The organism is Psychrobacter okhotskensis (assembly GCF_013248965.1).
GTDB classification, from domain to species: Bacteria; Pseudomonadota; Gammaproteobacteria; order Pseudomonadales; family Moraxellaceae; genus Psychrobacter; species Psychrobacter okhotskensis.
Window position 1 is genome coordinate 78513 of the sequence record NZ_JABRVQ010000011.1, and the last position, 25377, is coordinate 103889.

Annotated in this window: 21 protein-coding genes; 16 read left to right on the forward strand and 5 right to left on the reverse strand. The window is 43.6% G+C overall.

What is annotated here, in order from left to right; genetic code table 11:
- The first annotated feature begins 26 nt into the window (after positions 1–26).
- Positions 27–941, forward strand: a complete 915-nt coding sequence (locus tag HQR03_RS07335) for an HpcH/HpaI aldolase/citrate lyase family protein (RefSeq protein ID WP_244951999.1) — start codon at positions 27–29, stop codon at positions 939–941.
- A gap of 30 nt (positions 942–971) precedes the next feature.
- Here HQR03_RS07335 and uvrA read toward each other — a convergent pair whose 3' ends face one another.
- Positions 972–3569, reverse strand: coding sequence for an excinuclease ABC subunit UvrA (uvrA, locus tag HQR03_RS07340; RefSeq protein WP_173239713.1), 2598 nt, complete (start codon positions 3567–3569; stop codon positions 972–974).
- A 330-nt stretch (positions 3570–3899) separates the two neighbouring features.
- Here uvrA and arfB point away from each other — a divergent pair, with 330 nt between their 5' ends.
- Entirely contained in the window at positions 3900–4313 is a 414-nt protein-coding gene (arfB, locus tag HQR03_RS07345) for an alternative ribosome rescue aminoacyl-tRNA hydrolase ArfB (RefSeq protein ID WP_173239714.1), read from the forward strand.
- Positions 4314–4410: 97 nt separating this feature from the next.
- On the opposite strand, the gene HQR03_RS07350 is transcribed toward arfB, so the two are convergent.
- Complete coding sequence (locus tag HQR03_RS07350) at positions 4411–5610, reverse strand: sugar transporter (RefSeq protein ID WP_173239715.1); 1200 nt, start codon at positions 5608–5610, stop codon at positions 4411–4413.
- Positions 5611–6026: 416 nt separating this feature from the next.
- On the opposite strand from HQR03_RS07350, the gene HQR03_RS07355 reads away from it, so the two are divergent.
- The 7 genes from HQR03_RS07355 to HQR03_RS07385 all read left to right on the forward strand — a co-directional run bounded on the left by HQR03_RS07355 (position 6027) and on the right by HQR03_RS07385 (position 15874).
- On the forward strand, positions 6027–6974 hold the full coding sequence (locus HQR03_RS07355) for a LysR substrate-binding domain-containing protein (protein ID WP_173239716.1): 948 nt from the start codon (positions 6027–6029) through the stop codon (positions 6972–6974).
- 263 nt (positions 6975–7237) lie between these two features.
- Positions 7238–8509 carry a 2-aminoadipate transaminase gene (locus HQR03_RS07360; protein WP_173239717.1) on the forward strand — a complete coding sequence of 424 codons (1272 nt, stop codon included), beginning with the start codon at positions 7238–7240 and terminating at the stop codon, positions 8507–8509.
- Positions 8510–8718: 209 nt separating this feature from the next.
- Positions 8719–10119, forward strand: a complete 1401-nt coding sequence (hglS, locus tag HQR03_RS07365) for a 2-oxoadipate dioxygenase/decarboxylase HglS (RefSeq protein WP_217271563.1) — start codon at positions 8719–8721, stop codon at positions 10117–10119.
- Positions 10120–10289: 170 nt separating this feature from the next.
- A complete protein-coding gene (gene amaB / locus HQR03_RS07370) occupies positions 10290–11780 on the forward strand; it encodes an L-piperidine-6-carboxylate dehydrogenase (protein ID WP_173239719.1) in 1491 nt (496 codons plus the stop codon).
- 305 nt (positions 11781–12085) lie between these two features.
- Positions 12086–13546 (forward strand): Na+/H+ antiporter NhaC, encoded by a 1461-nt coding sequence (nhaC, locus tag HQR03_RS07375; RefSeq protein WP_025650858.1) that lies wholly within the window; start codon positions 12086–12088, stop codon positions 13544–13546.
- A gap of 17 nt (positions 13547–13563) precedes the next feature.
- The gene (gene amaA, locus HQR03_RS07380; RefSeq protein ID WP_101212039.1) at positions 13564–14850 is read left to right on the forward strand and encodes an L-pipecolate oxidase; all 1287 of its coding nucleotides are present in this window, start codon (positions 13564–13566) and stop codon (positions 14848–14850) included.
- A 388-nt stretch (positions 14851–15238) separates the two neighbouring features.
- Positions 15239–15874 (forward strand): hypothetical protein, encoded by a 636-nt coding sequence (locus HQR03_RS07385; protein ID WP_101212040.1) that lies wholly within the window; start codon positions 15239–15241, stop codon positions 15872–15874.
- Positions 15875–16027: 153 nt separating this feature from the next.
- Here the strand turns inward: HQR03_RS07385 and HQR03_RS07390 are convergent, their stop codons facing one another.
- Positions 16028–16909 (reverse strand): alpha/beta fold hydrolase, encoded by an 882-nt coding sequence (locus HQR03_RS07390; protein ID WP_173239720.1) that lies wholly within the window; start codon positions 16907–16909, stop codon positions 16028–16030.
- A gap of 7 nt (positions 16910–16916) precedes the next feature.
- Positions 16917–17696 carry a class II aldolase/adducin family protein gene (locus HQR03_RS07395; RefSeq protein ID WP_173239721.1) on the reverse strand — a complete coding sequence of 260 codons (780 nt, stop codon included), beginning with the start codon at positions 17694–17696 and terminating at the stop codon, positions 16917–16919.
- Positions 17697–18356: 660 nt separating this feature from the next.
- Between HQR03_RS07395 and HQR03_RS07400 the strand changes: the two genes are divergently transcribed.
- From HQR03_RS07400 to HQR03_RS07425, 6 genes are all read left to right on the forward strand, one after another.
- Positions 18357–19676 (forward strand): short-chain fatty acid transporter, encoded by a 1320-nt coding sequence (locus tag HQR03_RS07400; protein ID WP_173239722.1) that lies wholly within the window; start codon positions 18357–18359, stop codon positions 19674–19676.
- A 91-nt stretch (positions 19677–19767) separates the two neighbouring features.
- Complete coding sequence (locus tag HQR03_RS07405; RefSeq protein WP_173239723.1) at positions 19768–20415, forward strand: glutathione S-transferase; 648 nt, start codon at positions 19768–19770, stop codon at positions 20413–20415.
- Between the two features lie 380 nt (positions 20416–20795).
- Positions 20796–21515, forward strand: a complete 720-nt coding sequence (locus HQR03_RS07410) for a hypothetical protein (protein WP_173239724.1) — start codon at positions 20796–20798, stop codon at positions 21513–21515.
- A 158-nt stretch (positions 21516–21673) separates the two neighbouring features.
- Positions 21674–22387 carry a DarT1-associated NADAR antitoxin family protein gene (locus HQR03_RS07415; RefSeq protein ID WP_173239736.1) on the forward strand — a complete coding sequence of 238 codons (714 nt, stop codon included), beginning with the start codon at positions 21674–21676 and terminating at the stop codon, positions 22385–22387.
- A 171-nt stretch (positions 22388–22558) separates the two neighbouring features.
- Complete coding sequence (rluF, locus tag HQR03_RS07420; RefSeq protein ID WP_173239725.1) at positions 22559–23539, forward strand: 23S rRNA pseudouridine(2604) synthase RluF; 981 nt, start codon at positions 22559–22561, stop codon at positions 23537–23539.
- Positions 23540–23698: 159 nt separating this feature from the next.
- Positions 23699–24136: an SRPBCC family protein gene (locus HQR03_RS07425; protein WP_101212045.1), complete on the forward strand. Its 438-nt coding sequence runs from the start codon at positions 23699–23701 to the stop codon at positions 24134–24136.
- A 116-nt stretch (positions 24137–24252) separates the two neighbouring features.
- On the opposite strand, the gene HQR03_RS07430 is transcribed toward HQR03_RS07425, so the two are convergent.
- Entirely contained in the window at positions 24253–24564 is a 312-nt protein-coding gene (locus HQR03_RS07430; RefSeq protein ID WP_025650869.1) for a DUF1244 domain-containing protein, read from the reverse strand.
- 305 nt (positions 24565–24869) lie between these two features.
- On the opposite strand from HQR03_RS07430, the gene ppiC reads away from it, so the two are divergent.
- A complete protein-coding gene (ppiC, locus tag HQR03_RS07435) occupies positions 24870–25148 on the forward strand; it encodes a peptidylprolyl isomerase PpiC (RefSeq protein WP_025650870.1) in 279 nt (92 codons plus the stop codon).
- The last annotated feature ends 229 nt before the right edge of the window (positions 25149–25377 follow it).

Below are 25377 nucleotides of genomic sequence, written 5' to 3' on the forward strand. Positions count from 1 at the left end.
ACGGGCGATTAATTGTGAGGATAACGATGAAAACAACAATAGAAACCACAATAGAAGCAAATATGAAAAGTCCTATTAAAGATAAAAAGCAGCCTCATCATAATGTAATGATAAACAATCATATAAAAACGAAGACGTGGCTATTTGTCCCTGCGACTCGAATCGATAGAGTAGCAAAAGCCTTTACGAGCGGCGCAGATGCAGTGATTGTCGATCTAGAAGATGCGGTCGCCTGCGAAGATAAAACGCAAGCTCGCGACTCTGTAAAAAGTTATTATGACGAGCAGGATAATGTACAAAACCCACGACCGATTTGGCTACGTATCAATAAAGCGGGTAGTGATGAGTATAAAAAGGATTTAGAATTGTGCCAACAGCTGCCTAATCTGGCGGGTGTCGTATTGGCGAAAGCCGAACAAGCATCGGATATTGAAGCAGTTTATCAAGCCACTAACTTATCGGTAATTGCCTTAATAGAAAGTGCGCTTGGTCTGTATCAGATAGACGAGATGGCAAAAGCATCAGGGCTGTTGACATTTAGCTATGGTTTTTTAGATTTGTGTAATGACTTGGGTTTCACTGTTGGAACGCCAGCAGCAGACATCATCGCCAATCAGATTCGCTATCAATTAATCTTAACGGCAACAGTACATCAATTATTAGCGCCTATTGATACGGTTTATCCTGACTTTAAGGACGACGAAGGTTTAAGTGCCAGAGTACAGCTTTGGTCACAGATGGGCATGTCAGGGATGCTGTGTATTCATCCCAAGCAAGTCGCCACCGTGCAAGCATCTTTACAACCAACAGAGAGCGAATTGTCATTTGCCAAACAAGTGCTAGAAGAGTACGACAGAAGCGGACAAGCGGTGTTTAAAATAGCAGGTCAGATGGTCGATGCGCCCGTAATCGAGCGCTGCCGTCAGTTGCTGAGTGGATAAAAGGTTGTTAATAGAGTGCGCCGAAATAGGCTAAAAAAGTAAAAAAGGCGCAGTACGGCTGGTTTTTGACTTTGCGACTTCTGCTGGCGTGCCTTCTACCACAATAAGACCGCCCTCATCACCAGCACCCGGACCCATATCGATAATCCAATCGCTGTTGCTAGCGACTTGCATATCGTGCTCAACCATAATCACCGTATTACCAGTTGCGACCAGCCCATTTAACTGTGCCATCAGCATCGCGACATCAGAAGGATGTAAGCCAGTCGTTGGTTCATCGAGCACATACAGCGTATCGCCGCGCTGGGTACGCTGCAGTTCGGTAGCAAGTTTGATACGCTGTGCTTCGCCACCAGACAACTCGGTTGCTGGTTGCCCAAGTCTTAGATAGCCAAGCCCAACTTTTAGCAAGGCATCTAAGGCGCGCATTATTGGGGCATCATCAACGAAAAATTCAGAAGCCGCTTCGACTGTCAAATCGAGTACTTCAGCGATGTTTTTGCCTTGATAAGTAATTTCTAAGGTTTCGTCATTGTAGCGCTGACCGTGGCACACTTGGCAAGGCGAGTAAACACTCGGCAGAAATAGCAGCTCAACGCTGACAAAACCGACGCCTTCGCAATTTGGGCAACGTCCTTTTTTAACGTTAAATGAAAAACGTCCAGCATCATAGTGCCTTGCTTTTGCTACTTTGGTGGCAGCAAATAACTTGCGCACATGGTCAAACAGTCCAGTATAAGTGGCCAGATTTGAGCGCGGTGTGCGCCCGATGGCTTTTTGGTCTACAGTGACTAAGCGTTTGATATGCTCCATACCACTGACTATCTCTCCGCCTATTGGCGTTTCTTGTTCTTGCTCCAGTAAGGCCGCTTCATCGGTGGGCGCTTCAATCACAGTTTTTTGCCCTAGCGCATTGTAGACCAGTTCAACCAACGCTTGACTGACCAAACTCGATTTCCCCGAACCTGAAACGCCCGTCACTGTGGTTAACACCCCTAAAGGAAATGCCGCATCTAACCCTTGTAGATTATTACGCTCGATATTGGCAAGTTTTAGCCAATGATTAGGTTGTCTTGGCTGCTGGCTTGTTAATTGATGGGCTTTTGGTTGCTGGGTTTTTGATTTTTTATTTTTGGAATCCCCATTAAAAAGATATTGTCCAGTATAGGAATCAGAGATATCTTGCAAGCCTGCGACAGGGCCGCTATAGATGATTTCACCGCCGTGACTGCCCGCTTTTGGTCCGACATCGACTATCCAATCGGCGTGGCGAATGACGCTAACATCATGCTCGACAATGAATAATGAATTACCCGCTGCTACCAGTTCATCTAGAGCGCCTAATAGCGCCTGAGTATCGGCAGGATGTAACCCAGCAGAAGGTTCATCGAGCACATAAACCACCCCAAACAGTTTAGAGCGAATTTGAGTGGCAAGTCTTAAGCGCTGTAGCTCACCGGGCGATAAGGTAGGCGTGGTACGTTCAAGCGATAAATAACCTAGCCCAAGTCTGGTTAACGCTTCTACACGCGATAAAATATCGCTGGTAATACGCTTGGCAACAATGGCTTTTTCACGGTCGGGCATATCATCGCTGAGTTTTTTATTGGCAGCGCCGTGAAGTTTAAGCGCCAGTTCAGTCAAGGTTAATTGTGATAACTCGCCAATATCAAGCCCTGCAAATTTAACCGACAGCGATTCTTGTTTTAACTTTTTGCCATGGCAGCTTGGGCATTCTGAAATTTGCATGAACTGCGCCACACGTTTTTTGGTACGTGGACTTTGGGTCGTGGCAAAAGAATGTAAGACGAAATTTTTTGCACTGGTAAAAGTGCCTTTATAATTGGGTTTTTCACCTTTTTTAATCGCCTCGCGTACTTGCTCGAGATTGTATTCTGGGTAAACCGGCACTTCTGGGGTTTCATCGGTAAATAAAATCCAATCGCGGGTTTCCTTGGGTAAGGTGTTCCAAGGTTTGTCGATATCGTAGCCCAGTGTGGTCAATATCCGGCTCAGATTCTGCCCTTGCCATGCTGGTGGCCAAGCAGCAATGGCGCGTTCTCGAATGGTTTTCGTCTTGTCAGGCACGAGCAAATCTTCTGTGACCTCAAACACGCGGCCAATACCTGAGCAAGTAGGGCAAGCACCTTCTGGCGTATTTGGCGAAAAGGCATCGGCATATAGCATGTCTTGCCCAGCAGGATATTCGCCTGCTCGCGAGTACAGCATGCGTAGACCATTTGAAATCGTCGTCACGCTACCAACCGATGAACGTACCGACGGCGTACCGCGCTGCTGTTGCAAGGCGACCGCAGGCGGTAAGCCTTCTATCGAATCGACATCAGGCTCGCCAACTTGGTCAATCAAGCGCCGCGCATAAGGCGATACCGAATCAAGGTAGCGGCGTTGCGACTCAGCAAACAAGGTACCAAATGCCAGTGACGATTTGCCTGAGCCTGATATACCGGTAAAAACGACCAACGCATTACGCGGTAAATCTACATCGACATTTTTGAGATTGTGCACCCGCGCGCCCCTGACCTGAATGCTTTCATCAGCGGTAAGGTTGTGATTTTTGAGAGAAGTGTTAGATTTTTTATGATTAGATTTCTTATTATTGGTTGTCATACAACGCTTATTCCTTTGACTAAAATCGGCTTATTAACGCTTTGATTCAACAATACCCTATCTGTTTGATACTGTGTTCTTTTAATATCGTATCTGCTTAAAGTCATCCTACCACCTTAAAATCAAATCACTGCGCAGGCTTACGCTTTATATACAGAGGATAGACACAGCAACGTCAAACGATAACATTTATAAGGTTTACCCTATAAATTGCAGATTATAGAGGTTAAGAGATACGGCGTTTTGAACGCTATTAAGCGGGCAAGTGGCGCGTTAATTGAGAATGCTTTATCATTAACCTTATCTATCAATCATTTATAAAAGTATTTTATGATTTTTATCAGCAATACCATTAGCCTGAATGACAGCGAAGTAGATATTAGCGCCATACGCGCGCAAGGAGCAGGCGGGCAAAACGTCAATAAAGTGTCGTCTGCTATCCATCTGCGTTTTGATATTCCCGCTTCGAGCTTGAGCGATGTCATTAAGCAGCGCTTATTGGACAGTAAAGACAGTCGAATCACCAAAGAAGGTGTACTTATTATTAAAGCGCAGCAGTTTCGTACCCAAGAACGTAATCGAATTGATGCCTTGGAGCGGCTGCAAAGCTTTATTATTCAAGCCACTCATGTCAATAAAACCCGTAAAGCGACCAAACCTAGCAGAAATGTCAAACGTAAACGCGTCGATCAAAAAACCCAGCGCGGTAAGACCAAAGCGTTACGCGGTAAAGTAGATTTTTAAATAAGCGGCTTACTTTTTTAATAAAGCAAACAGCAAAATGCCAGCCCATTTAATTGGCTGGCATTTTGTATAGGCTTATTTACTATCAGATTTTTAGCTAACCAAGTCTTCTACTTAATTCAGGAAAGCGCTTTATCATAAATAACATCAAGAGCAGCGACACACTGGCGATAGCCGCGCCAACATAACCGACACTTGATATAGAAATATGCGTTACGGCATAACCACCAAACAGCGCACCGGCGCCAATGCCTAAATTAATAATCCCTGAGAACATCGACATCAGCATGTCTTGCGCCGTGACATCGACCATGATGACTTTGGCTTGCATGGAGATAATCAGCAGCATCAGCGCCGCGCCCCACAGTAACGCAATGAAACTCAGCGCCCAGATGGAGGTCACGGCAAACAATAGTACCAGCATAGATAGCAGCATTAATATGATCGATATCAGCATCAATCTGGTATTAAAGCGATCGCCCCAGCGACTGAATATCACACTGCCGGCAATCCCTGCCACTCCAAATAATAGCAAGACCAAAGTCGCAGCGTTTTCACTGATGGCGCCGACTTGGCGCATAAAAGGTTCGATATAAGAATAAGCGGCATAGTGCGCGGTAAAGACCAGTAAAATGAGTAGATACAAACAGACCAATAAGGGGTTTTTAAGCAATTCTGGAATTTTTCTAAACGAGCCTTCAAACATACTTGGTAGCATGGGCAATAGCCTTGCTTGCAAGATAAAGACGATAAAAGCAATCACCCCAATACCGCCAAAGGTTGCCCGCCAGCCAAACCATTGACCGACTAAGCGCCCTAGTGGCACGCCGAGCACCATCGCCAATGAAGTACCGGTTGCAAGTACACTAAGTGCCAGTGCTTTTTTGCCTTCTGGTGCTACGCGTATCGCAATCGCCGCTGTGATTGACCAAAATATCGCATGCGATAGCGCAATACCAACGCGGCTAATCAGCAATACATCAAAGCTCCAAGCAAATACGGACAATACATGGCTGGCAATAAATACCACAAATAAGCCCAAGAGTAAGCTTTTACGCTCAAATCGGCTGGTAAGTAGCATCAATGGCAATGACATCGCCGCGACAATCCACGCATACAGTGTCAACATCCAGCCAGTCTCAGCCGTAGTGATGGAAAAATCTTGGGCGATGTCACTTAATAGGGCAACGGGGACAAATTCGGTGGTATTCATAATAAAGGCGCTGACGCCCATCAAAAATACTTGAAAATACTGAGTTCGGCGAGCATTTGCGCTCACCTCAAGGTTATGTTTCATATGATCCAATACAAATAAAGAAGGTGCTAATAGTGCAAATTAGCTGAAAAATAATTCATGAGTTTAAGCGTGATGTCGGAAATACATGGCGGCATAGGTCGTAATGATGAAAAAGAGGAGGGCAAGATAGCAAATCAGTTGCGGTATGTCAGAGCCTATCATCAGACCCTACTATTTTATCAGGAATCTACCGTTTTTTTGTAGGAGAGTCTTTAAAATTAGCGACCGAATAATTGGTTGAATGCTTAAGTAAATCCGATGATGGCATCAGTGTCAGTTACATAGTGTTTATAGTGAGGTATCGCTATTTACGCTTGAATATAGGTATGATGACGCCATAGGCTAGGAATGCCTGATAACGTGATTTTAAATAACCACTGATATTTTACTAAGATGGAATAAAAGAAAAGCAATCTATGAAAACAGACACCAATAAACCATTAGCCTTTAGACGATATCCTTCAACGACGGCGCTGCAATGTTTTGAGACCGCTGCCCGTCATTTGAGTTTTACCAATGCCGCGCAAGAGATGCACATGACCCAAAGCGCCATCAGTAAGCAAGTGGCGCAGTTGGAGGAGATGCTAAATCTGTCTTTGTTTTATCGGACGCCGCACCGGATTTCATTGACCCCTGCTGGCAAGTTATATTATCTTGAAGTATTAGAGATTTTAAAACATATCGAGGTGGCGACCACCAATTTGATGTCGCATAGCAGTAATACCGAGCTGCTAAAAATCGTCTCGCATCCGACATTTTGCGCCCGTTGGTTGATTCCAGCACTCAGTGGCTTTAGTCAAGAATATCCCCTTATTAACTTGGATATTAAAGAGCTGGCGGGACCGTTTTTTTCTGAAGACCAAAATGTCGATATTGCTTTTTTATATGGTGATGGCATGTGGAGCAATATGGAGGCCATAAAACTGTTCGATGAATACTGCGTTGCGGTCTGTCAGCCGCAGTATTTGCGAGATAAAACACTGAGTACTGAGTGTATAAATGACTATGTGTTATTGCAAATAAGTTCGCGCTTAAGTGCGTGGTATGAGTACTTTAAGCAACAAGATATCAGCGTCGATGGCACCTTTGTAGGTCCACGTTTTGAGACTTTCCATGCTTGTATTTCTGCCGCCTTACTGGGCTATGGTATAGCCTTAGTGCCGTTACGTTTGGTTGAGCCCGAGCTACAATCAGGCGCTTTAGTGCTGGCGTGGGATTATGCGGCAAAGGGTCGCGGCAGCTATTATGTGACTTATCCTGTCTCTTCAGGGCAATCGCATAAGGTCAAAGCGGTTTTAGAATGGATTACGGCTTATTTAGCAATCTCAGATGAGCGTGAAAAGGCGTTAGGGTTGGTTTTATAATGTCACTTACGTTTATTTATAACCTAAAGTATTTTTTATAGCACTGGTCTTGTTATTTTATCCTACAAAGTTGTTTGCTGTGAAAACTTAACAAGCTAAAAAAACTGCCTTGATACGCAGTTTTTTGTTTTTAAAGGATTCGTTTAGGGAGCTAATTTACTGGCAATGACAAAAAGGAATGCCACCACAACTATTATTCGTTTGCTGCCGGAATGATGTTTTGTTGAAATGAGTCTAACTCAAGGAAGAGATAGAGATTCATCATGGACAAGCTTTATAACGTGACCGATGCCTTTACGATGGTGCATCCGCTCACGCTCGTCAAAGGCAAAAATGCCAGAGTTTGGGACGACAATGACCGCAGCTATATCGATTTTGTCGGTGGTATCGGTGTCTTAAACTTTGGTCATTGTCACCCACATATCGTAGCCGCGATTATCAATCAAGCACAATCACTTATTCATTATGCCTACAATGCGGCTGCTCATCAGCCGTATCAAACCTTTATGCCGCGACTTTGTGCGCTGATTCCAATCAGTGGTGAGCTATCAGGCATGCTTACCAACTGCGGCGCAGAAGCGACCGAAAATGCCATAAAGATAGCGCGTATGAAAACGGGTCGCACAGGCGTTATTGCGTTTGATGGTGGGTTTCATGGGCGCACACTGGCTGCGGTCAATCTCAATGGTAAGGTCGCGCCTTATAAGCGCGGGCTTGGTGTATTAGGGAGCGGCGTTTATCACATTCCTTTCCCCAGTCCCGATAACAATATCAGCGACGAGCAAGCGATTGACGCGCTCCAGCGTTTATTTATGGTAGAAACCGATATCGACAATATCGGTGCTATTATCGTCGAACCTGTACAAGGGGAAGGCGGCTTTCAATTGATGTCGCCCACCTTTGCGCAGTATCTACGTAAGTTTTGTGATGAGCATGGCATGTTACTTATCATGGACGAAATCCAATCCGGTTATGGTCGTACGGGCACGCCGTTTGCTTTTACCCATTTAGGGATTGAGCCTGACCTTATTTTACTTGGTAAAAGTATCGCGGGCGGCTTGCCTTTAGGCGCACTCATAGGCAAGGCTAGTGTGGTAAACGGTCTACCCAAAGGCAGCTTGGGTGGTACTTATTCGGGTAACCCAGTTGCTTGCGCTGCTGCCAATGCCACGCTTGATATCATGCAAGCCAATGACGTTTGGCAGTCAGCCAAGCATTATGCCCAGACGATTGAGACGACCATCAGCCAATGGCAGCAAGAAGGTATCTCACCTTGGTTATTTGGTCTTACTGGTATCGGTGCGATGCGCGGTATCGAGCTGCGCCATCCTGAGCATGATGTCCATCCAAGTGTGATGGCGCAAGTATTAACCAAAGCCCGCGAGCGTGGTCTATTGCTGATGCCAAGTGGGCAATATCGCCATATCATTCGCTTATTACCGCCACTTACCATAGATCCTGACACCCTAAAAGAAGGGTTGGATATTCTAAAAGAGGTACTCATCGCGCTTCCTGATGGATTGCCTGCCGCTTAATGTTTAGGAGTGCTTAGGCATGTTTAGGAGTGCTTAGGCGTGCTTAGGATAGATAGCGCATCGTCATAACCAAATGCTCGAAATAAAATACTTATTATTAAGCTAAAGATTTATTAACTCTATTACAAGGATGTTTATTTGTGAAAAATAGTAGCGTCAGTCCAGATAAGGATTTTATCTGCAGCGATGATATCCGCCATCATTTTTCTATGGCCATGTCAGCCATGTATCAGAACGAGGTGCCGCTATACGGCGACTTGGTTGATTTGGTCAGTGATGTCAATACCGAAGTATTAACCTCACATCCTGATATCAAATCACAACTGCTGCATACGGGCGAGATTGAGCGCCTAAGCATGGAGCGCCACGGGGCGATTCGGCTGGGTAGCGCAGCAGAGCTGAGCATGATGCGCCGTCTTTTTGCCGTGATGGGTATGCACCCTGTCGGCTACTACGATTTAGCGCCTGCTGGCGTGCCGGTGCATTCAACAGCTTTTCGCGCACTTGACTCGCATTCATTGCATAAAAGCCCCTTTCGCGTTTTTACTTCGTTATTGCGTTTAGATTTGATTGCCGATGAAAATTTACAACAAGAAGCCACGGCCACACTGGCGCAGCGTCAGATATTCACTACTGGCGTCATTGAGCTTATTGAAGTCTTTGAGGCGCAAGGTGGTTTGACTACTGAGCAAGCAGAGCAATTTGTCCAAGAAGCGTTAGAGACATTTCGTTGGCATGATAAAACGCCGGTGGCAAAAGCGCTCTATCAGCGTCTATTAAATCAGCATCCGCTCGTCGCTGATGTGGTCGGCTTTAAGGGTCCACATATCAATCATTTAACGCCTCGAACCTTGGATATTGATGCCGTACAACAAGGCATGCAAGCAAGAGGCATACCCTCAAAAGCCATTATCGAAGGGCCACCGCGTAGAGCGTGTCCTATCTTATTAAGGCAAACCAGTTTTAAAGCGCTACAAGAAGCGGTTGGCTTTAAAGTTGCTAATAACTCAGACGCTAGCCATGAAGAGTACGAGCAAGGGCATCATACCGCGCGCTTTGGAGAGATTGAGCAACGCGGTGTGGCGTTAACACAAAAGGGCCGCGCGCTTTATGATGAATTATTGGCCGCAGCTCGCCGCCAGCTTGGTGCTACCCCAAATGAGGACAATGCGGCTCAGTATAATCAAATTTTAACTGAGGTATTTACCGCTTTTCCTGATGATTATCAAACTCTACACGATGAGGGGCTGGCGTATTTTTATTACCAGCTGACGGACAGCACCCTTGATTCTGAGGACGGTCAAGCATTGTTAGCCGCGACCTTAAGCACTGATGATTTGAATAAACTGCCTAATGCTAAGCTGACTGCTCTGATTAATGATGAAGTGCTTCGCATTGAACCCATCGTTTATGAGGACTTTTTGCCCGTCAGTGCCGCCGGTATCTTCCAATCGAATCTGCAACAGGCGCAGCCAAGCCAATATGACGGTTACTCAAGCCAACAAGAGTTTGAACGTGATTTGGGGGCAGTCATTTACGATGAGATGGCATTGTATGAAGCGATGCAGGCGCAAAGCCTTGAGCAGTGCCTGTCTAGTGTCAGTATTTAGTAAGATTTAGGCTAGAAATGTCTAGCTTATAGCCGACTTATTAGCACGTCATTCCAAAAAGGAATGACTGCAAGAAATTTATTATTTTGCAACTTAGTAGGTAGCAGGGTAATTTTATAAGTCAGTCAAGGACGTAGTAAACCATTATACCAATAAGCAAAGGATTGATTATGATTAAGCAATATATGTCTGCAATGGGCGTAGAAGAAGCACACTATCAACATGGCGATTTTGAAGTCAATACGCCTATAGACGGTACGGTTATTGGCAAGATAACTCTAGATAGCGTTGATGATGTTAATAATAAAATCCAAAATGCCAAACAAGCCTTTCAAGAATGGCGTGTCGTTCCTGCCCCTAAACGTGGTGAGCTGATTCGTCTGTTGGGTGAAGTCCTGCGTGAACACAAAGAAGACTTAGGTATCTTAGTATCGCTAGAAGCCGGAAAAATCAAAGAAGAAGGCCTTGGCGAAGTACAAGAAATGATTGATATTTGTGACTTTGCCGTGGGCGTATCGCGTCAGCTTTATGGTCTAACCATCGCCTCAGAACGCCCAGGTCACCACATGCGTGAGACATGGCATCCACTTGGCGTCATCGGCGTCATCTCTGCCTTTAACTTCCCAGTCGCCGTTTGGTCTTGGAATACGGCACTGGCCATCGTCTGTGGCAACCCTGTCATCTGGAAACCTTCAGAAAAAACCCCACTTGTCGCCTTAGCTTGCCAAGCGTTATTTGAAAAAGCCTTGGCAAAATTTGGTGAAGCACCAGCACATTTATCGCAAATTATATTGGGCAAAACCGATATCGGTAATGCGTTGGTTGAAAACAAAGACATCGCTTTAGTCAGTGCCACCGGTAGTACGCGCATGGGCCGAGAAGTGGGGCCAAAAGTCGCTGAGCGTTTTGGTAAATGCTTGCTTGAGCTTGGCGGTAATAACGCCATGATTTTGGCACCCACTGCCGATTTAGATTTGGCACTACGTGGCATTCTATTCTCAGCAGTAGGAACGGCAGGGCAGCGCTGCACCACCTTACGCCGTCTGTTCGTTCATGAGTCGGTCAAAGACGATATCTTACCGCGCGTTAAGTCTGCATACGAGACGGTGAGCATCGGCCATCCGCTTGAAGGCAATTTGGTCGGTCCACTGATTGATGAAGACAGCTTTAATAATATGCAAGCGGCGTTAGAAAAGGCTTGCAATACTGGCGGTAAAGTCACAGGCGGCGAACGGGTGCTGATGGACAAATTCCCCGATGCTTATTATGTGACCCCGGCGATTGTTGAGCTTGATGAGCAAAATGATGTGGCACGTAGTGAGACGTTTGCACCGATTTTATATGTCATGCCTTATAAAGAATTTGACGATGCGCTAGCGATGCAAAACGATGTCCCACAAGGGTTGTCATCTTGTATCTTTACCAATGACTTGCGTGAAGCTGAAACGTTCCTCAGCGATCGCGGTAGTGATTGCGGTATCGCCAACGTCAATATCGGCACCAGCGGTGCTGAGATTGGCGGCGCATTTGGCGGCGAAAAAGAAACCGGCGGTGGTCGTGAATCAGGTTCTGATGCATGGAAAGCTTATATGCGTCGTCAGACCAATACGGTCAACTATTCAACCGAGCTGCCACTGGCGCAAGGCATCAACTTTGGCTAGTAAGAATGTGATGTGATGTGATGTGATGTGATGTGATGTGATGCTTGTTAAGTAGGCTCAGCGCCTATTTAACAAGCCAAGTATCAATTGTTTTGGTAGCCAATTATTAAGTATTTATTGTTTTGGTATGAAAGCCTGCGCAAGTGATGAATAACTATTCATGATTTCAAAAACAGGTTTTTTTACTCCCTTTTTAGTACTCTTTTCAGCGTTTTTTTAGCATTATCAGCAGCCATGGATTGGTTGTTCCCACTACTGTTATATCTATGACAACAGTAACCACTACTAAGGAAGGTAGGTGTCTTATGATGGATGATAAACCTTATGACGAAGCTAAAGATGGCTACGGTCCGTCTTCTAGTTTTTTATTAGATATTGCACCTCTGGTGTTGACTGCCATTATTCTGATGGTGCAGTTTTTTGTATTCAAAGATTTTACCCCTCACATTCCCTTAGCTTGCGGTCTTTTAATCACCGGCTTGTTTATGAAGCTGCGTGGCCGTGATTGGGACGGCATGGAACAACGCTTTTTAAAGGTTGTTAAAATTGGTCTACCGGCCATGATTATCTTGATGGGCGTTGGTATGCTCATCGGGGCTTGGATTATCGCTGGTACCGTCCCTACGATTTTATACTACGGTTTTAGCATTTTTTCCCCTTCATCATTTCTAGTCTCCGTTTGTCTTATCTGCGCCATTATTTCTGTCGCAACCGGTACCTCTTGGGGCACGGTTGGTACAGTCGGTCTTGCTATGATGGGTATTGGGCTAGGCTTGGGAATCCCGCCGTCACTAACGGGCGGCGCTATCGTTTCTGGTGCTTTTTTTGGCGACAAGATGTCTCCTCTATCAGACACCACCAACTTAACGCCAGCAGCGGCTGGTGTTGAGCTTTGGGATCATATTCGCGGCATGTTGCCAACGACTGTACCTGCCATGGTGACTGCATTAATTATCTATGCTTGGATTGGGATGGGTTACGGTGCAGAAAATGTCGATTTATCTTCGATCAAAGAAATTCAAACCTCACTAGCGGCCAACTATAACTTGAGCGTGATTACTTTATTACCTGCTGTAGTCGTTGTCATTGCGGCGGTAATGAAAATGCCCGCTATTCCAACGGTATTATCAGGTGTAGTAGTTGCAGGCTTAGTCGCGTTCTTTATGCAAGGCGTGGGTGTTCACGATATCTTTAACGTCCTACAAAATGGCTTTGTCAGTGAGACAGGCTTTGCTGTCGTCGACCAACTGCTGTCTAAAGGCGGCATTATGTCAATGACTTGGGTTGTGACCTTGACCATCTTTGCCTTAGCCTTCGTTGGTGCCATTGAGCATTACGGTACGCTCAAAGCCATCATGGCAAAAATTAATAAGATGGTGAAATCAAGATTTGGCTTAGTAATTACCACTTATCTCAGCACTCTTGGTGTCGGTACGCTCATCGGTGACGTCTATACCACACTGGTATTGCCAGGCCGTCTACTCAAAGACAAATATCAAGAAATGGGCTATAAGCGCACGACGCTTACGCGCTCTATTGAAGATACTGGCACTCTGTTATCTCCTCTGATTCCTTGGAACATGGGTGGTAGTTTCGTTGCGGCAACCCTAGGTATTGCGACCCTTACTTATGCGCCCTTTGCCTTTGCCTGCTGGTTATCGCCGCTATTTGGCTTGCTATGGGTATTCTTAGATAAATTTATTCCCCGTGAAGAACCTACTGTTAATAACGACACAAGCACGCTCTCCACTGTAGACAACGTGTAATTTATAAGGAATATAAGATGTTGCAAGAGCAATGTTTGTGGAATATGACCGCACCTATTATTGATACCTACAGCCAGATGAATAGCGATACTGAAGCAACTATCTGTATTATAGGCGGCGGTTATACCGGGTTATCGGCTGCGATTCATTTGGCTGAAAAAGGGGTCAAGGTCATCTTGCTAGAGAGCCATACCATTGGCAGTGGCGGTTCAGGAAAAAGCGTAGGGCTCGTTAATGCAGGTACTTGGGCGCGCCCTGATGATTTGAATATTGCGCTAGGTGAAGCAGCAGGTGAGCGTTTAACTGAAGCCCTTGGACAAGCCCCAAGCTTAGTATTCGACTTAATCAAGCGTTATAATATCGATGCACAAGCCACTCAAGCTGGCAATATCCACATGGCACATAACGCTAAAGGTGAAGTCGATGTCGATGTTAGATACGAGCAGCTAAGTCGTCGCGGCGCGAATGTTGAGGTATTGACCGGCAGCAAATGCCATGAGTATTGTGGGACTAAGAACATCAATAAGGCACTACTTGATCACCGTGCTGGTACCATAAACCCGCTGGCTTATGTCAGAGGACTGGCCAAAGTAGCGGCCAGTCTTGGTGTCACTATCTACGAACATTCAGCCGTTGAGGCACTAGAAAAAGTAGACGGTCATTGGTATACAAGAACCACTAAAGCGCGCGTGAAATCTGAGCGCGTCATTATTGCAACCAACGCTTATACCGAAGGCGAGTGGACAGAAATCAAAAAGACGTTTTATCTAGTGTATTACTATCAGATTGCATCTGAGCCGCTCAGCGGAGAGGCGGCAGATCGTATTTTGCCATACAAAACAGGGGCATGGGATACACGCTTGGCCTTGTCTAGCTTTCGCCGTGATGACGATGATCGTCTATTATTGGGAACAGTTGGTGGTACGCAGCTTAAACCAAAATCCTTTTATCAATCATGGGCCAATGCTGTGCAACAAAGCTATTATCCAGATTTACCAGCATTTAAGTGGCAGTATGAGTGGACTGGTAGCTTCGGCTTTACGCAAGATCATATCTTTCGAGTCATGGAACCCGCTGAAGGTTTACTGACAGCAACGGCTTATAACGGTCGCGGCATTACCACAGGCACGCTGATGGGTAAGTGCTTTGCAGATTATATAATGACAGGTAATAGGGACAGTATTCCCTTGCCATTTAAGACTTTAGAAGAGGCAAAAATATCTTTTGGAGGCATTAAGTCTGGCTTTACTGAGCTGGGACTGACTTTATATCATGCAGGTCAATGCCTAAGAATCATTGGATAACTTTATATTGGATAACTTTATTGAGTTATCGTCTGATTTTGCTAAAGTTCTTTTAAATATAAAGATATTTAGAGTTTTACGATGATAGGAAGACATTAATACTTGTTTGATTACTAAAGCGTATTAATATCCATATTTATTTTCTAGTATCTGATATGCTATTATCCTTGAGTCACTATCGTGGGTTTAACAGTTTTGTATCGTCATCCGTTATTTTAATTAATGACAGCGTACAAACCTTGCAACTTCCAGCACGATATAAAACAATTCTGGTAAAGCGCATGAGCCTGTACTCCGACATCCTCATCTGTGCCTGTTTTTATTTGCCTACTTGGGCTTATTTCAACGTTTTTCGTCGGAGTTACAGGAGTCTAAGGTGTTCAATATCATGAGCCACATTGCCAACCAATCCAAATATACCCGTCATTATCATCCACGTCATCTTCTTGCACAGTATGCGATCAATCAGATAGCAACACTTGAGCTGCGTCCGCAAGATATTGTCAAAGCCATGGGTTATCCTATCAAGCATACCATTCCTGCTTGTGAGCGACTGCGTCATGTATTGTCGAACAAATATCTCGGGCTTGATAGCAGCTATCTTGATAAATATTTTACTGCTGATGAGTTTTTAATAGCATTATTTACAGTGCTTGAGATACCTCATGCACCTTTTGCAGAAGATATTGCCCAAATTAAAGATGACTTAACACATTATCCTAGCCGGTTGCCAAAATATAGTTTGCGAGCAGAGGTAAACTTTGAGTTTACTGCGGACGTGAACTGGATGGCTCGTGGTGCTGCTTCGCGCTTGGCTCATATAAGATTGCCAGAGGGATTTGCCAAACTAGATGAGTCTGAGCGAGCGTCGATAGTGAAAAAAAGTATCTACAAGCATTATCGGCAGCACGAGGGCAACCTACCTTATAATGGTATGGTTAAAGGTTATCAATTAATCACTGAACAGCGTAATGAAGTGGTTGATAGCGTCAAATATGCTCTACCAGAATCTAAAGCGTGTTAAGTTTTAAATGTTAAATGCCAAAGGTCGAAGGTCGAAGCAAAGCCTGACGGTAATGTCAGACCGCTGACAGTGGTGACGAGTGCGAGATTTGACTAGTCACTTAACGACGCTTTTTCACATACCTTTCCTTGCTCATTTTGGTGCAGATATTCTTTAATTCACATTACTTCTAAAGCTTAGGTATTCGGCGGTGATAGCATCGGCATCTTCAATTTGTGGATAATGTCCCAACGCTGACATCTCAGCAACATTGGCATTCGGGATCAATTCACGGTAACGCTGAATCATATGTTTACCCGAGATGGGATCTTTGGCACCTGCAACCAGTTTAATTGGTATGCTGCTATTGATAATCGCGTCTACCCAGCGTTCACGATATTGTTGACGTTGTGGTATATAGTTAATCAGTTTATGCATCACTGCTAGACCATTATTATGAGTTAACAGCTGCCATAACGTTTCGATGACCTCAGGGGTTGGCGGCGTTGCTGGCCCAAATATTTGTTGTAAATTATCCGCAAACTTCTGCTTATTAATGAATTTGGATACCAAAGGACCTAAGGGTGACAATAATAATTTTTGAATCAAGATTGGTTTGTGAGTCTCAGGAAACAGGCCACCATTTAGAAAACAAACACTGTCAATGCGCCTTTTACTATTGTTACTACTGCCACTAACCTGCCTAGCTAATAACTCTTGTGCGACTGTGTCACCATAATCGTGTGCCAAAATATGATAGTCATGGATGCCAAGATTTTGCAAAAAAGTCTCAAAAATATCAGCCTGCTCACTAATTAAGTAGCGCGCGTCTTTGGGTTTGTCAGACAAGCCAAACCCCAACATATCGAGAGTGACAACGTAATAATGCTCAGTGAGCTTCTCCCACATACCTTCCCAATCCCAACTGGCACTGGGGAAACCATGAATTAACAGTAATACTGGCGCATTTTTATCTCCACCCTGACGGGTAAAAATTTTCTGACCGTCAATAAATACGAATTGTCCCTGTTGTTGCCATTCATTCAGCGTTATCATTATTGGATCACTCCTCAAAAGACGGATCAGTTCGGTGCAGCTTTCTTAATAAGGCCGGCCACGCAATATCACCATTGGCTTCTTTAGTTACTTGCTTCGATGCCGCTTGAATGCCAGCCAATATTTGCGGTGATATCAAGGTTAATTCACTGCCGCCGCTCTGCGCTTTGATTTGGACCTCGCACGCTTTTTGCAAGATGTACATGTTTAAAAAGGCATCGGCCACAGTGCTTGCACAAGTGAGCAAACCATGATTGCGTAAAATCATGAAATTGGCTTCTCCAAGATCAGACACTAAGCGCACTTTTTCTTCAGGGTTCAAAGCGACACCTTCATAGTCATGATAAGCCAAGTTAGATAATGGAAATAAGGATTGTTGCGAGATAGGCAGTAATCCTTGCTGTTGGGTAGATACAGCCACACCGTCGCTGGTATGGAGGTGGATAACGCAATGGGCATCACTACGAGCTTCGTGGACGGCACTATGAATGGTAAACCCTGCAGGATTGATATCGAATTCTGATGACGACACTTTTTCACCAGCTTGATTGACTTTGACCAGACTAGAGGCGGTAATCTCTTCAAATAGTAAACCATAAGGGTTAATCAAAAATTCATCTTCAGTATTTGGCACACGTGCCGAAATATGAGTAAAGACCAAATCATCCCAGCCATACAAGGCAATCAATCGATAACAAGCGGCAAGGTTGACTCGCATCTGCCATTCTTGTTCAGTTACATTGTCTTTTACGTTGTCATTTACATTGAGTGTTGAATTGCTTTTCATTATGTCATCCTTGAATTTCTTAGCTATTTTTGAAAGGCGATGAATCCATCATTTTGTCCGCACGGCTCCCTCAAATCTATATCCTACGATAAGTAAAAGCAATTGAATTCTTTATAAAGATAACTGTTACTCGCTTATGACACGTTTAAGATAGATGTTTGAAATCAATAGATTTCATTTAATTTCTATTTTGATAATTAGATTAAACGTTTGTATCCTCCAATTTTATTTCTTATGATCTCACCATTGTCATACACCTAAAGGAGCCTATGAGTACCATATCCTTTAAGAGTGAAAATTATTATTGAGGGTCAGTGTTCGCATTGTTATCATAAGCGAGTGAAAGATGTTGCTGCTGTTTATCGTGAAAAAGATAAAAGTTTAAATATTATCTATTTATTGATTGCATCTGACAGATTATCAAAGACTATGAGAGCTTATAAAAAATTTTGATAACTGTTGTTGATCATTAGAAGTCTTTGCAGAGCGATATCGCTCTGCAAAGACTTTTTCTGTTAACTAATGAGACAGAAGATTTTAGAAGCTAATACAGCGTAATAAGAGCTAATTCTTGCTGAATGAGTAAGAATATAAAGGAAGAATGAGGTAACATTAGCGTTAGAAGTAAGGGACGATTTTCAATAAAAAGGGAGTTTTACAATGAAGGGAATCACGCGTTTTTCGAATAGTTTGATGGAAAAATACTTACCGGATCCATTTTTATTTGTCATCATCTTAACCGTCGTGATTTTTGGTATGGGCTTAGGTCTAACCGATTCTTCACCGGTACAGATGGTGGCATATTGGGGTGAGGGCTTCTGGGCATTACTCGCGTTCTCAATGCAGATGGTACTGGTACTCGTCACTGGCTTTGTATTGGCAAGCAGCCCAATATTTAAAAAAGGATTGGGCAAACTTGCCGGCTTTGCCAAGTCGCCCGGTAGTGCGATTATTTTAGTAACCTTAGTCTCGCTTGCAGCGAGTTGGATCAACTGGGGATTTGGCTTGGTCATCGGTGCGTTATTCGCCAAAGAATTAGCGAAGCGTGTTGAACATGTCGATTACCGCTTATTGATTGCCAGTGCTTATTCTGGTTTTATTATTTGGCATGCCGGATTCTCGGGATCGATTCCTCTATCGATTGCCACAGAAGGCCATCCGTTCGTTGATAAAATTGGTATTATTCCGACGAGTGCGACTATCTTTGCAGGTTATAACTTAATTATCGTTGCTGCCTTGGTTATTATTGTGCCGTTATTAAACCGTCTGATGATGCCAAAAAAAGAAGATACGGTGACGGTCGATCCAAAAGTGTTGGCTGATCCCATCATTGATGAACTGCCAGAAAAATCAGCCATGACACCAGCAGAGCGTTTGGAAAACAGCTGGATACTATCGATGGTTATTGGCGCTTTAGGCATCGCCTTTATCATCTATTATTTTGTGCAAAACGGCTTTGCATTGACGCTCGACTTGGTCAACTTTATGTTCTTGTTCCTTGGCATCATATTTCACGGAACACCGCGCAAGTATTTGATTGCCGTGCAAGAAGCGGTCAAAGGCGCAGGCGCAATTATTGTCCAATTTCCGTTTTATGCAGGCATTATGGGTATGATGACGGCGTCTGGCTTGGCAGCTGTTATGTCAGAAGCGTTCGTCAGCGTTTCGTCAGCAGACACCTTGCCACTTTTTGCCTTCCTAAGTGCAGGACTCGTCAACTTCTTCGTCCCGTCAGGCGGTGGACAATGGGCAGTGCAAGCGCCGATTATGTTGGAAGCGGCAGAAATGCTTGGCAGTGACCCTGCAAAAGTTGCCATGGCGGTGGCATGGGGTGATGCTTGGACAAATATGATCCAACCATTTTGGGCATTACCTGCCTTAGCAATCGCTGGACTAAAAGCCAAAGATATCATGGGTTTTTGTGTCATCGTGTTGATTGTCAGTGGCGTTGTGATTGGTCTGGGATTATTGTTCCTGTAAATAAAGGCTAAAGTACTGACCTTGCTTTGAATTAGGGGCAAGGTCTGTTCTATTTCCCTTTCCTGATTTTTAGTTACCTGTGAGAGATATTATGACTGCATCACTGCATCGCCTGTATTCTTTTCGTCGTTGTCCTTATGCCATGCGTGCTAGGTTTGGCCTCTTATTCGCTGAGTTACAAGTGGAGCTGCGGGAGATAACGCTCAAAAATAAACCGATGCAGATGCTAGCGATAAGTCCCAAAGCTACAGTGCCTGTTTTGCAACTGGCTGATGGTAGGGTGATTGAAGAGAGTAGAGAGATAATGGAGTGGGTGCTTGAGCAGCAAGATCCGCAAAGGTTGCTGGATTCAGAGGTTTTGCAACAGGCCAACGCTCTGATCGATAAAAACGATAACGAATTTAAACATTGGCTAGATCGTTATAAATATGCCGACCGTCATCCTGAGATGACTCAGGAAGAGTATCGACAACAGGGCGAAGTCTTTTTACAGGTGCTAGAAGAACTACTGACTAAAAACCCTTATTTGCTAGGCGATAGCATAACGATTGCCGATATTGGCATCATGCCTTTTGTCCGTCAGTTTGCACATGTGGATCGCGATGTTTTTTATGATCTACCTTACCCAAATCTACAGCGCTGGTTGCAAGATTGGCTGGCGCATCCATCATTCCTGCAAGCGATGAGCAAGTATCAGCCTTGGCAAGAAGAGGATGATGTGGTGCTATTTCCTTCTTAATCCTAAGTGCTTAACGATAAGGGTTCATTAAGATGAACGTGCGTTATTAACGAGATGCTTAGTGGATATAACCACGCTTCATGGTTAAAAGCAGTATTTGGCCTCCTAAGGCGAAACTGTACGGGTAAAAGTGTATCGACGAGCACTATAAGACGTATAATGGTAACCTGCCGTATAACGGCGTGATTAATCATTGGTAATTAGTGGTTATCGACTTATCACTAAACAGCGTAATGAGATTATTGATAGCGTTGAGTATGAGCTGCCAGAGTGTGAGCTGCCAGAGTGTGAGCGGTATTTTATGTATCACTCATTATCTAATAGCAATTAGCAGCAATAAAAATTTAACAAAGTACCTCCAAATAAAAAGGCCGTCCTGAATGAGCAATAATAACCCGTATAATTTTTTACCTTTGCAGCCGACTGGTAGAAACGAGACTGATACTGCCAACACTTATGCGCCTGAAGACATGATTAAAATATACGAGCAGCAGTTTCTCATTCAAGTACCTGAAGAAAAGCTGACCGAGTTTTTACCCGCGCTAAAGAGTTTTTATGATATTGACAATCATACGTTAGACGTCAGTGCTATTATTTTTGACGCAATCGCGGAGTCCTCTATCATTTATAATCATAAGGTCAAAGCAGGGCGCTATGAAATCCTAGGCGAGTTGGTAAAAGAAGTGATTGAATATGATGAAGACAATAAAAATGATGAAGGTATTGAAGACCTAGACGCTGAAGACAAAGAGATTCAAGCTTATACACTAGAGTGCAAGCGCACCTTTTTCATTAACGATGTAGAGATACCTTATCATTTTAACTTGTTCATTTATGGTGACGGTTATTCTACTTTGACCAAAAAAGAAACCGTATTAGAAAAAATGTACTGGTTCGTTAGAGGCAGATTCGAAGAAAATCTACTGGACGACACCGAAGAGAATGACAGTTTAGACTCGATCAATAAGCAGCTAGCCAGCTTAGGTATTCGAGAAATGGATCTGAACACTATAGATGAGATAGTGAGCTATGTTGAGGACAACATCATAGACGATGCCATGGTGGACGAGCTTAACACCTTATTAGATGCTGCTGAGTAGGTAGCAAGCGCTAAGAGTAGGGTATGTCCTAAATTCGCATGACAATTATTTTAAAATACTGTTTATGCCAAAGTTGTTATAAAAAAGCCGTTACAAAAGAACATTTATACAAGATTATTGATATAAGGCACATTGCTATGCAACAAACACAGAACCCTGTGGATCAAAGACAAGATGCTGTAGAACATAAACCCGTATTCATGCCGAGGACCAACAGTGATAATCTGGTCAAAACGGACATGGTTCGGTTTGAGCGGCATGTGGGGTTTGCGAGTCGCCAAAAGAAAAAATCCATTAATGATATGCATCAAGTCATTCGTAAAAAGTATGGCTTTAGTCATGTCCTAGAGCTATCGAGTAAATCGGGCAATCAATTGAGTTTTCCGCTCAGTCCATTGAGCTTAAAGCTCACGAATGAGCAAGATGGGCAGCAATATAGTGTCGAAAACGCCTTTCAAAGCAGTATGGTTTTTGAGGATGATGGCCCTTATATCGACTTGCTAAGTGTGCCGCCAAGACAAGCCAAAAAGGACGAGCGCTTAATAACTTCAGGTGAGCTGATTGGCTATAATTATTTTGGCATGGAATGGAGCGTAGAGCCGTTGACGACATTTTATGACTGGCTGTATATCAATGCCCTAAAGCAAAACCCGCATCTGCATGAGGAAGTCATGCAATATCAGGCCTTTACGGATCGTGAGTTTAATCCCAAAAAATCTATTCATTGTGCCGCTTATGCGCTGGCGATGTTTGTGGCGCTTAATAAACGCGAGTTGCTCGATAACATTGAAGACCCTGCGGTATTCTTCAATTTATATCATGAATTCAAAATAAGTAACACCGAGCAGCTTTTGGAAGAAGGGTGGGTTTGATTGCTCTGTGCTTTCAATTTGATATAAGAAGTCAATTGGTTTTCTAAAAGCGACGATACAAATGAGCACTGAGTTTCCTATATAATACGAGCCATCCAGTTATTAATTATTCATTCAATTTAGGTTTTTTTCTTAGCAGGAAAAGCCTTTTATTAAGTAAAACGGTGCTTTATGTTTAACGCTTCCTCGACTCGTTTAAATAAATACATCAGCGAAAGCGGTATTTGCTCCAGACGCGACGCTGACCGCTTTATTGAACAAGGTAATGTCTACGTCAATGGCAAGCGTGCTCAAGTAGGCGCGCAAGTAGTCGCTGGAGATGCGGTAAAAGTTAACGGACAGCTTATTGAGCCACGAGAGCCTGATGATTTTGTTTTTATTGTGTTGAATAAGCCAGTAGGTATTGTCAGCACCACCGAGAGCTCTGAGAAAAACAATATCGTCGATTTTGTGAGACATAGTTTACGTATTTTCCCCATCGGTCGTTTGGATAAGGACTCTCAAGGTTTAATCTTTTTGACCAACAATGGCGATCTGGTGAATAAGGTATTACGTGCTGGCAATAATCACGAAAAAGAATATTTGGTCACGGTCAATAAACCGATCACCGATAGTTTCATCGAGGGTTTGGCCGGTGGTGTGCCTATTTTGGGGCAGATGACAAAGAAATGCCCGGTTACTAAGGTCGCACCCACCGTGTTTAACATCACGCTAGTTCAGGGTTTGAACCGCCAAATTCGCCGTATGTGTGAGCATTTTGGCTATGAAGTCGTCAAGCTTGAGCGTACGCGGATTATGAATGTTACTCTTAAGGGTACTCCCGTTGGAGATTGGCGAGATTTAACCGAAAAAGAGCTGTCTGTTTTACTCAAATCGATAGAAGACTCTTCTTCACAAGATCGTAATTCGGGCAAGAAACCTAGTCATACGCCACGAAAAAAATCTCGCAGTGATGATTCGTCAAAAGCAAAAGCGTCTGCAAAATCAGGGGATGCAGCCAAAGGAAATACTAGAAATACGAAGGATGGTGCGAGAAAACCAAAGGGCTCAAAAGATAGACGTCCTTTTGGTGATAGCAATAAATCTCGTGGCAATGGCAAACCTACTGCACGTGGCAAGCGTCCTTCAAAAGGTCGAGGCTCTAAGCGGTAACAGTCTTCAAAGTCATAGATTGGTAAGTAGTGGTTGACTGGTTTAGAGCGTTTTACAAAAGATACTGTATAAAAATCCAGATAACTTAAAGTTTGATTGCTTTATTCATTTATGAAATGGCAATAAGCTAAATAATCTTAACCTTAATGAGATAATATTATGTTCAAGATAAAAGTAGAACGCATTGTCAAAAAACCGATTAATGAGGTTTTTGAAGCACTAAGTGACCACGCTAGCTATGGATTATTTAAAGCTGTAGGTACTGCTAAATTGTTGACTGAAGGTGACGAGGAACGCAATGGCGTTGGCGCTTTACGATCAGTACAAACGGGCACCTTTAAAGTATGGGAGCGCATTACGGCGTTTGAGCGTCCCACCCATATGCAATACAAAATCGAAAAATCTAAACCTATAAGAATGCAACATAACAAAGGCATGATTGATCTAAAAGATTTAGGAGACGGAACCACACACGTGACTTGGCTGTCTGAAGGTCGAATAGTTGTGCCATTAATTGGATGGGCGTTGGATCGTAAAATGCAAAAACAAGGTACAAAAGTATTTAATAGTATGCTCAAGTCTTTAGAGAGCAGATAAACTAAAAGCCGCTAAACTAGCGGCCTCGCTTGATTGTATTCCAAGTATTGCTTAGCGTTTTTATAGTTGTTCTCAATCAATATTGATTCATTGATTGAGAGCAACTACAATTACTCTTAATTGGACTCGTTCTTGGCGGCTTCAATGTCGTTAAAGCGTGCCAATTGCTCTGGTGTTGCTGGTTGTTGATGCTTCTCTTTCCACTCAGAATAGGGCATGCCATAAACAAGCTCACGCGCGTCTTCGTAGTCGATGTCAATCCCACGCTCTTCACCAGCTGCTTTATACCATTTGGATAAACAGTTGCGACAAAAGTCAGCAAGGTTCATTAAATCAATATTTTGTACGTCTTTACGCTCGTCCAAATGAGCCAATAAACGACGGAATGCTGCGGCTTCTAATTCGATGTTGGATTCTAATTTTGCCATAAGATTCTTCCTAATGGTTAATTGTTAATGGGTATTTATGCATTGTTATACAGGGCATTTTAAGAGTAATGATAACCTGTTTTCTGTTCATTTAATGGTTGTCCATTTATTAAAAATTTATTTACATGAGCTAACATTGAAATTCCCTCCAAACCTGAAAAATTGGATAAAAGAACTCAGCGCTTTATAAAATCGCCTGTGTAGATAATGGCTTTTGATAAAATAGCGCAGTCAAGTTAGGTGAGAAACCAAAGTAAGTAGTGATATAATGCCCTGATAATCAATATTTTATGAAGGTTTACGTTATGGCTCGCACCGCTAGCGCATTACACATTTTAGTCAAAGATAAAGCATTGGCTGACGACATTATTGCCAAACTCAAAAAAGGCGCGCAGTTTGATGTACTGGCTAAGAAACACTCCACCTGCCCATCAGGCAAAAAAGGTGGCAGCTTAGGTGAGTTTGAAAAAGGCGACATGGTACCAGCATTTGATAAAGTCTGCTTCAACAGTGAACTCTTTACCCCGCATTTAGTAAAAACCAAATTTGGCTGGCATGTGGTTAAAGTGCTTTATAGGACGTAAGCGTTAGAGACTGTAGTGGCATAGAAGCCTTAAACTGTTTTTAATAGATGATGCACACAAGAAAAGCCAGACAGCTTAGTTGTCTGGCTTTTTTAATTCTTGGTACTTATCTGTCTGCTAAAAATCATGCTGACGTATATGTGTATAGTAAAAGAAAGATAAATCCGACACAGTATGGCGTACTCAAAAGATTACCGACAACTGATACTGTGCAAGCTTGAAGAAGGGT

Bases quoted from the DNA above. Each gene is read 5' to 3' on its own strand.
- HQR03_RS07335 (WP_244951999.1), top strand. From the start codon at position 27: ATGAAAACAACAATAGAAACCACAATAGAAGCAAATATGAAAAGTCCT.
- uvrA (WP_173239713.1), bottom strand. From the start codon at position 3,569: ATGACAACCAATAATAAGAAATCTAATCATAAAAAATCTAACACTTCT.
- arfB (WP_173239714.1), top strand. From the start codon at position 3,900: ATGATTTTTATCAGCAATACCATTAGCCTGAATGACAGCGAAGTAGAT.
- HQR03_RS07350 (WP_173239715.1), bottom strand. From the start codon at position 5,610: ATGAAACATAACCTTGAGGTGAGCGCAAATGCTCGCCGAACTCAGTAT.
- HQR03_RS07355 (WP_173239716.1), top strand. From the start codon at position 6,027: ATGAAAACAGACACCAATAAACCATTAGCCTTTAGACGATATCCTTCA.
- HQR03_RS07360 (WP_173239717.1), top strand. From the start codon at position 7,238: ATGGACAAGCTTTATAACGTGACCGATGCCTTTACGATGGTGCATCCG.
- hglS (WP_217271563.1), top strand. From the start codon at position 8,719: ATGGCCATGTCAGCCATGTATCAGAACGAGGTGCCGCTATACGGCGAC.
- amaB (WP_173239719.1), top strand. From the start codon at position 10,290: ATGATTAAGCAATATATGTCTGCAATGGGCGTAGAAGAAGCACACTAT.
- nhaC (WP_025650858.1), top strand. From the start codon at position 12,086: ATGATGGATGATAAACCTTATGACGAAGCTAAAGATGGCTACGGTCCG.
- amaA (WP_101212039.1), top strand. From the start codon at position 13,564: ATGTTGCAAGAGCAATGTTTGTGGAATATGACCGCACCTATTATTGAT.
- HQR03_RS07385 (WP_101212040.1), top strand. From the start codon at position 15,239: ATGAGCCACATTGCCAACCAATCCAAATATACCCGTCATTATCATCCA.
- HQR03_RS07390 (WP_173239720.1), bottom strand. From the start codon at position 16,909: ATGATAACGCTGAATGAATGGCAACAACAGGGACAATTCGTATTTATT.
- HQR03_RS07395 (WP_173239721.1), bottom strand. From the start codon at position 17,696: ATGAAAAGCAATTCAACACTCAATGTAAATGACAACGTAAAAGACAAT.
- HQR03_RS07400 (WP_173239722.1), top strand. From the start codon at position 18,357: ATGAAGGGAATCACGCGTTTTTCGAATAGTTTGATGGAAAAATACTTA.
- HQR03_RS07405 (WP_173239723.1), top strand. From the start codon at position 19,768: ATGACTGCATCACTGCATCGCCTGTATTCTTTTCGTCGTTGTCCTTAT.
- HQR03_RS07410 (WP_173239724.1), top strand. From the start codon at position 20,796: ATGAGCAATAATAACCCGTATAATTTTTTACCTTTGCAGCCGACTGGT.
- rluF (WP_173239725.1), top strand. From the start codon at position 22,559: ATGTTTAACGCTTCCTCGACTCGTTTAAATAAATACATCAGCGAAAGC.
- HQR03_RS07425 (WP_101212045.1), top strand. From the start codon at position 23,699: ATGTTCAAGATAAAAGTAGAACGCATTGTCAAAAAACCGATTAATGAG.
- HQR03_RS07430 (WP_025650869.1), bottom strand. From the start codon at position 24,564: ATGGCAAAATTAGAATCCAACATCGAATTAGAAGCCGCAGCATTCCGT.
- ppiC (WP_025650870.1), top strand. From the start codon at position 24,870: ATGGCTCGCACCGCTAGCGCATTACACATTTTAGTCAAAGATAAAGCA.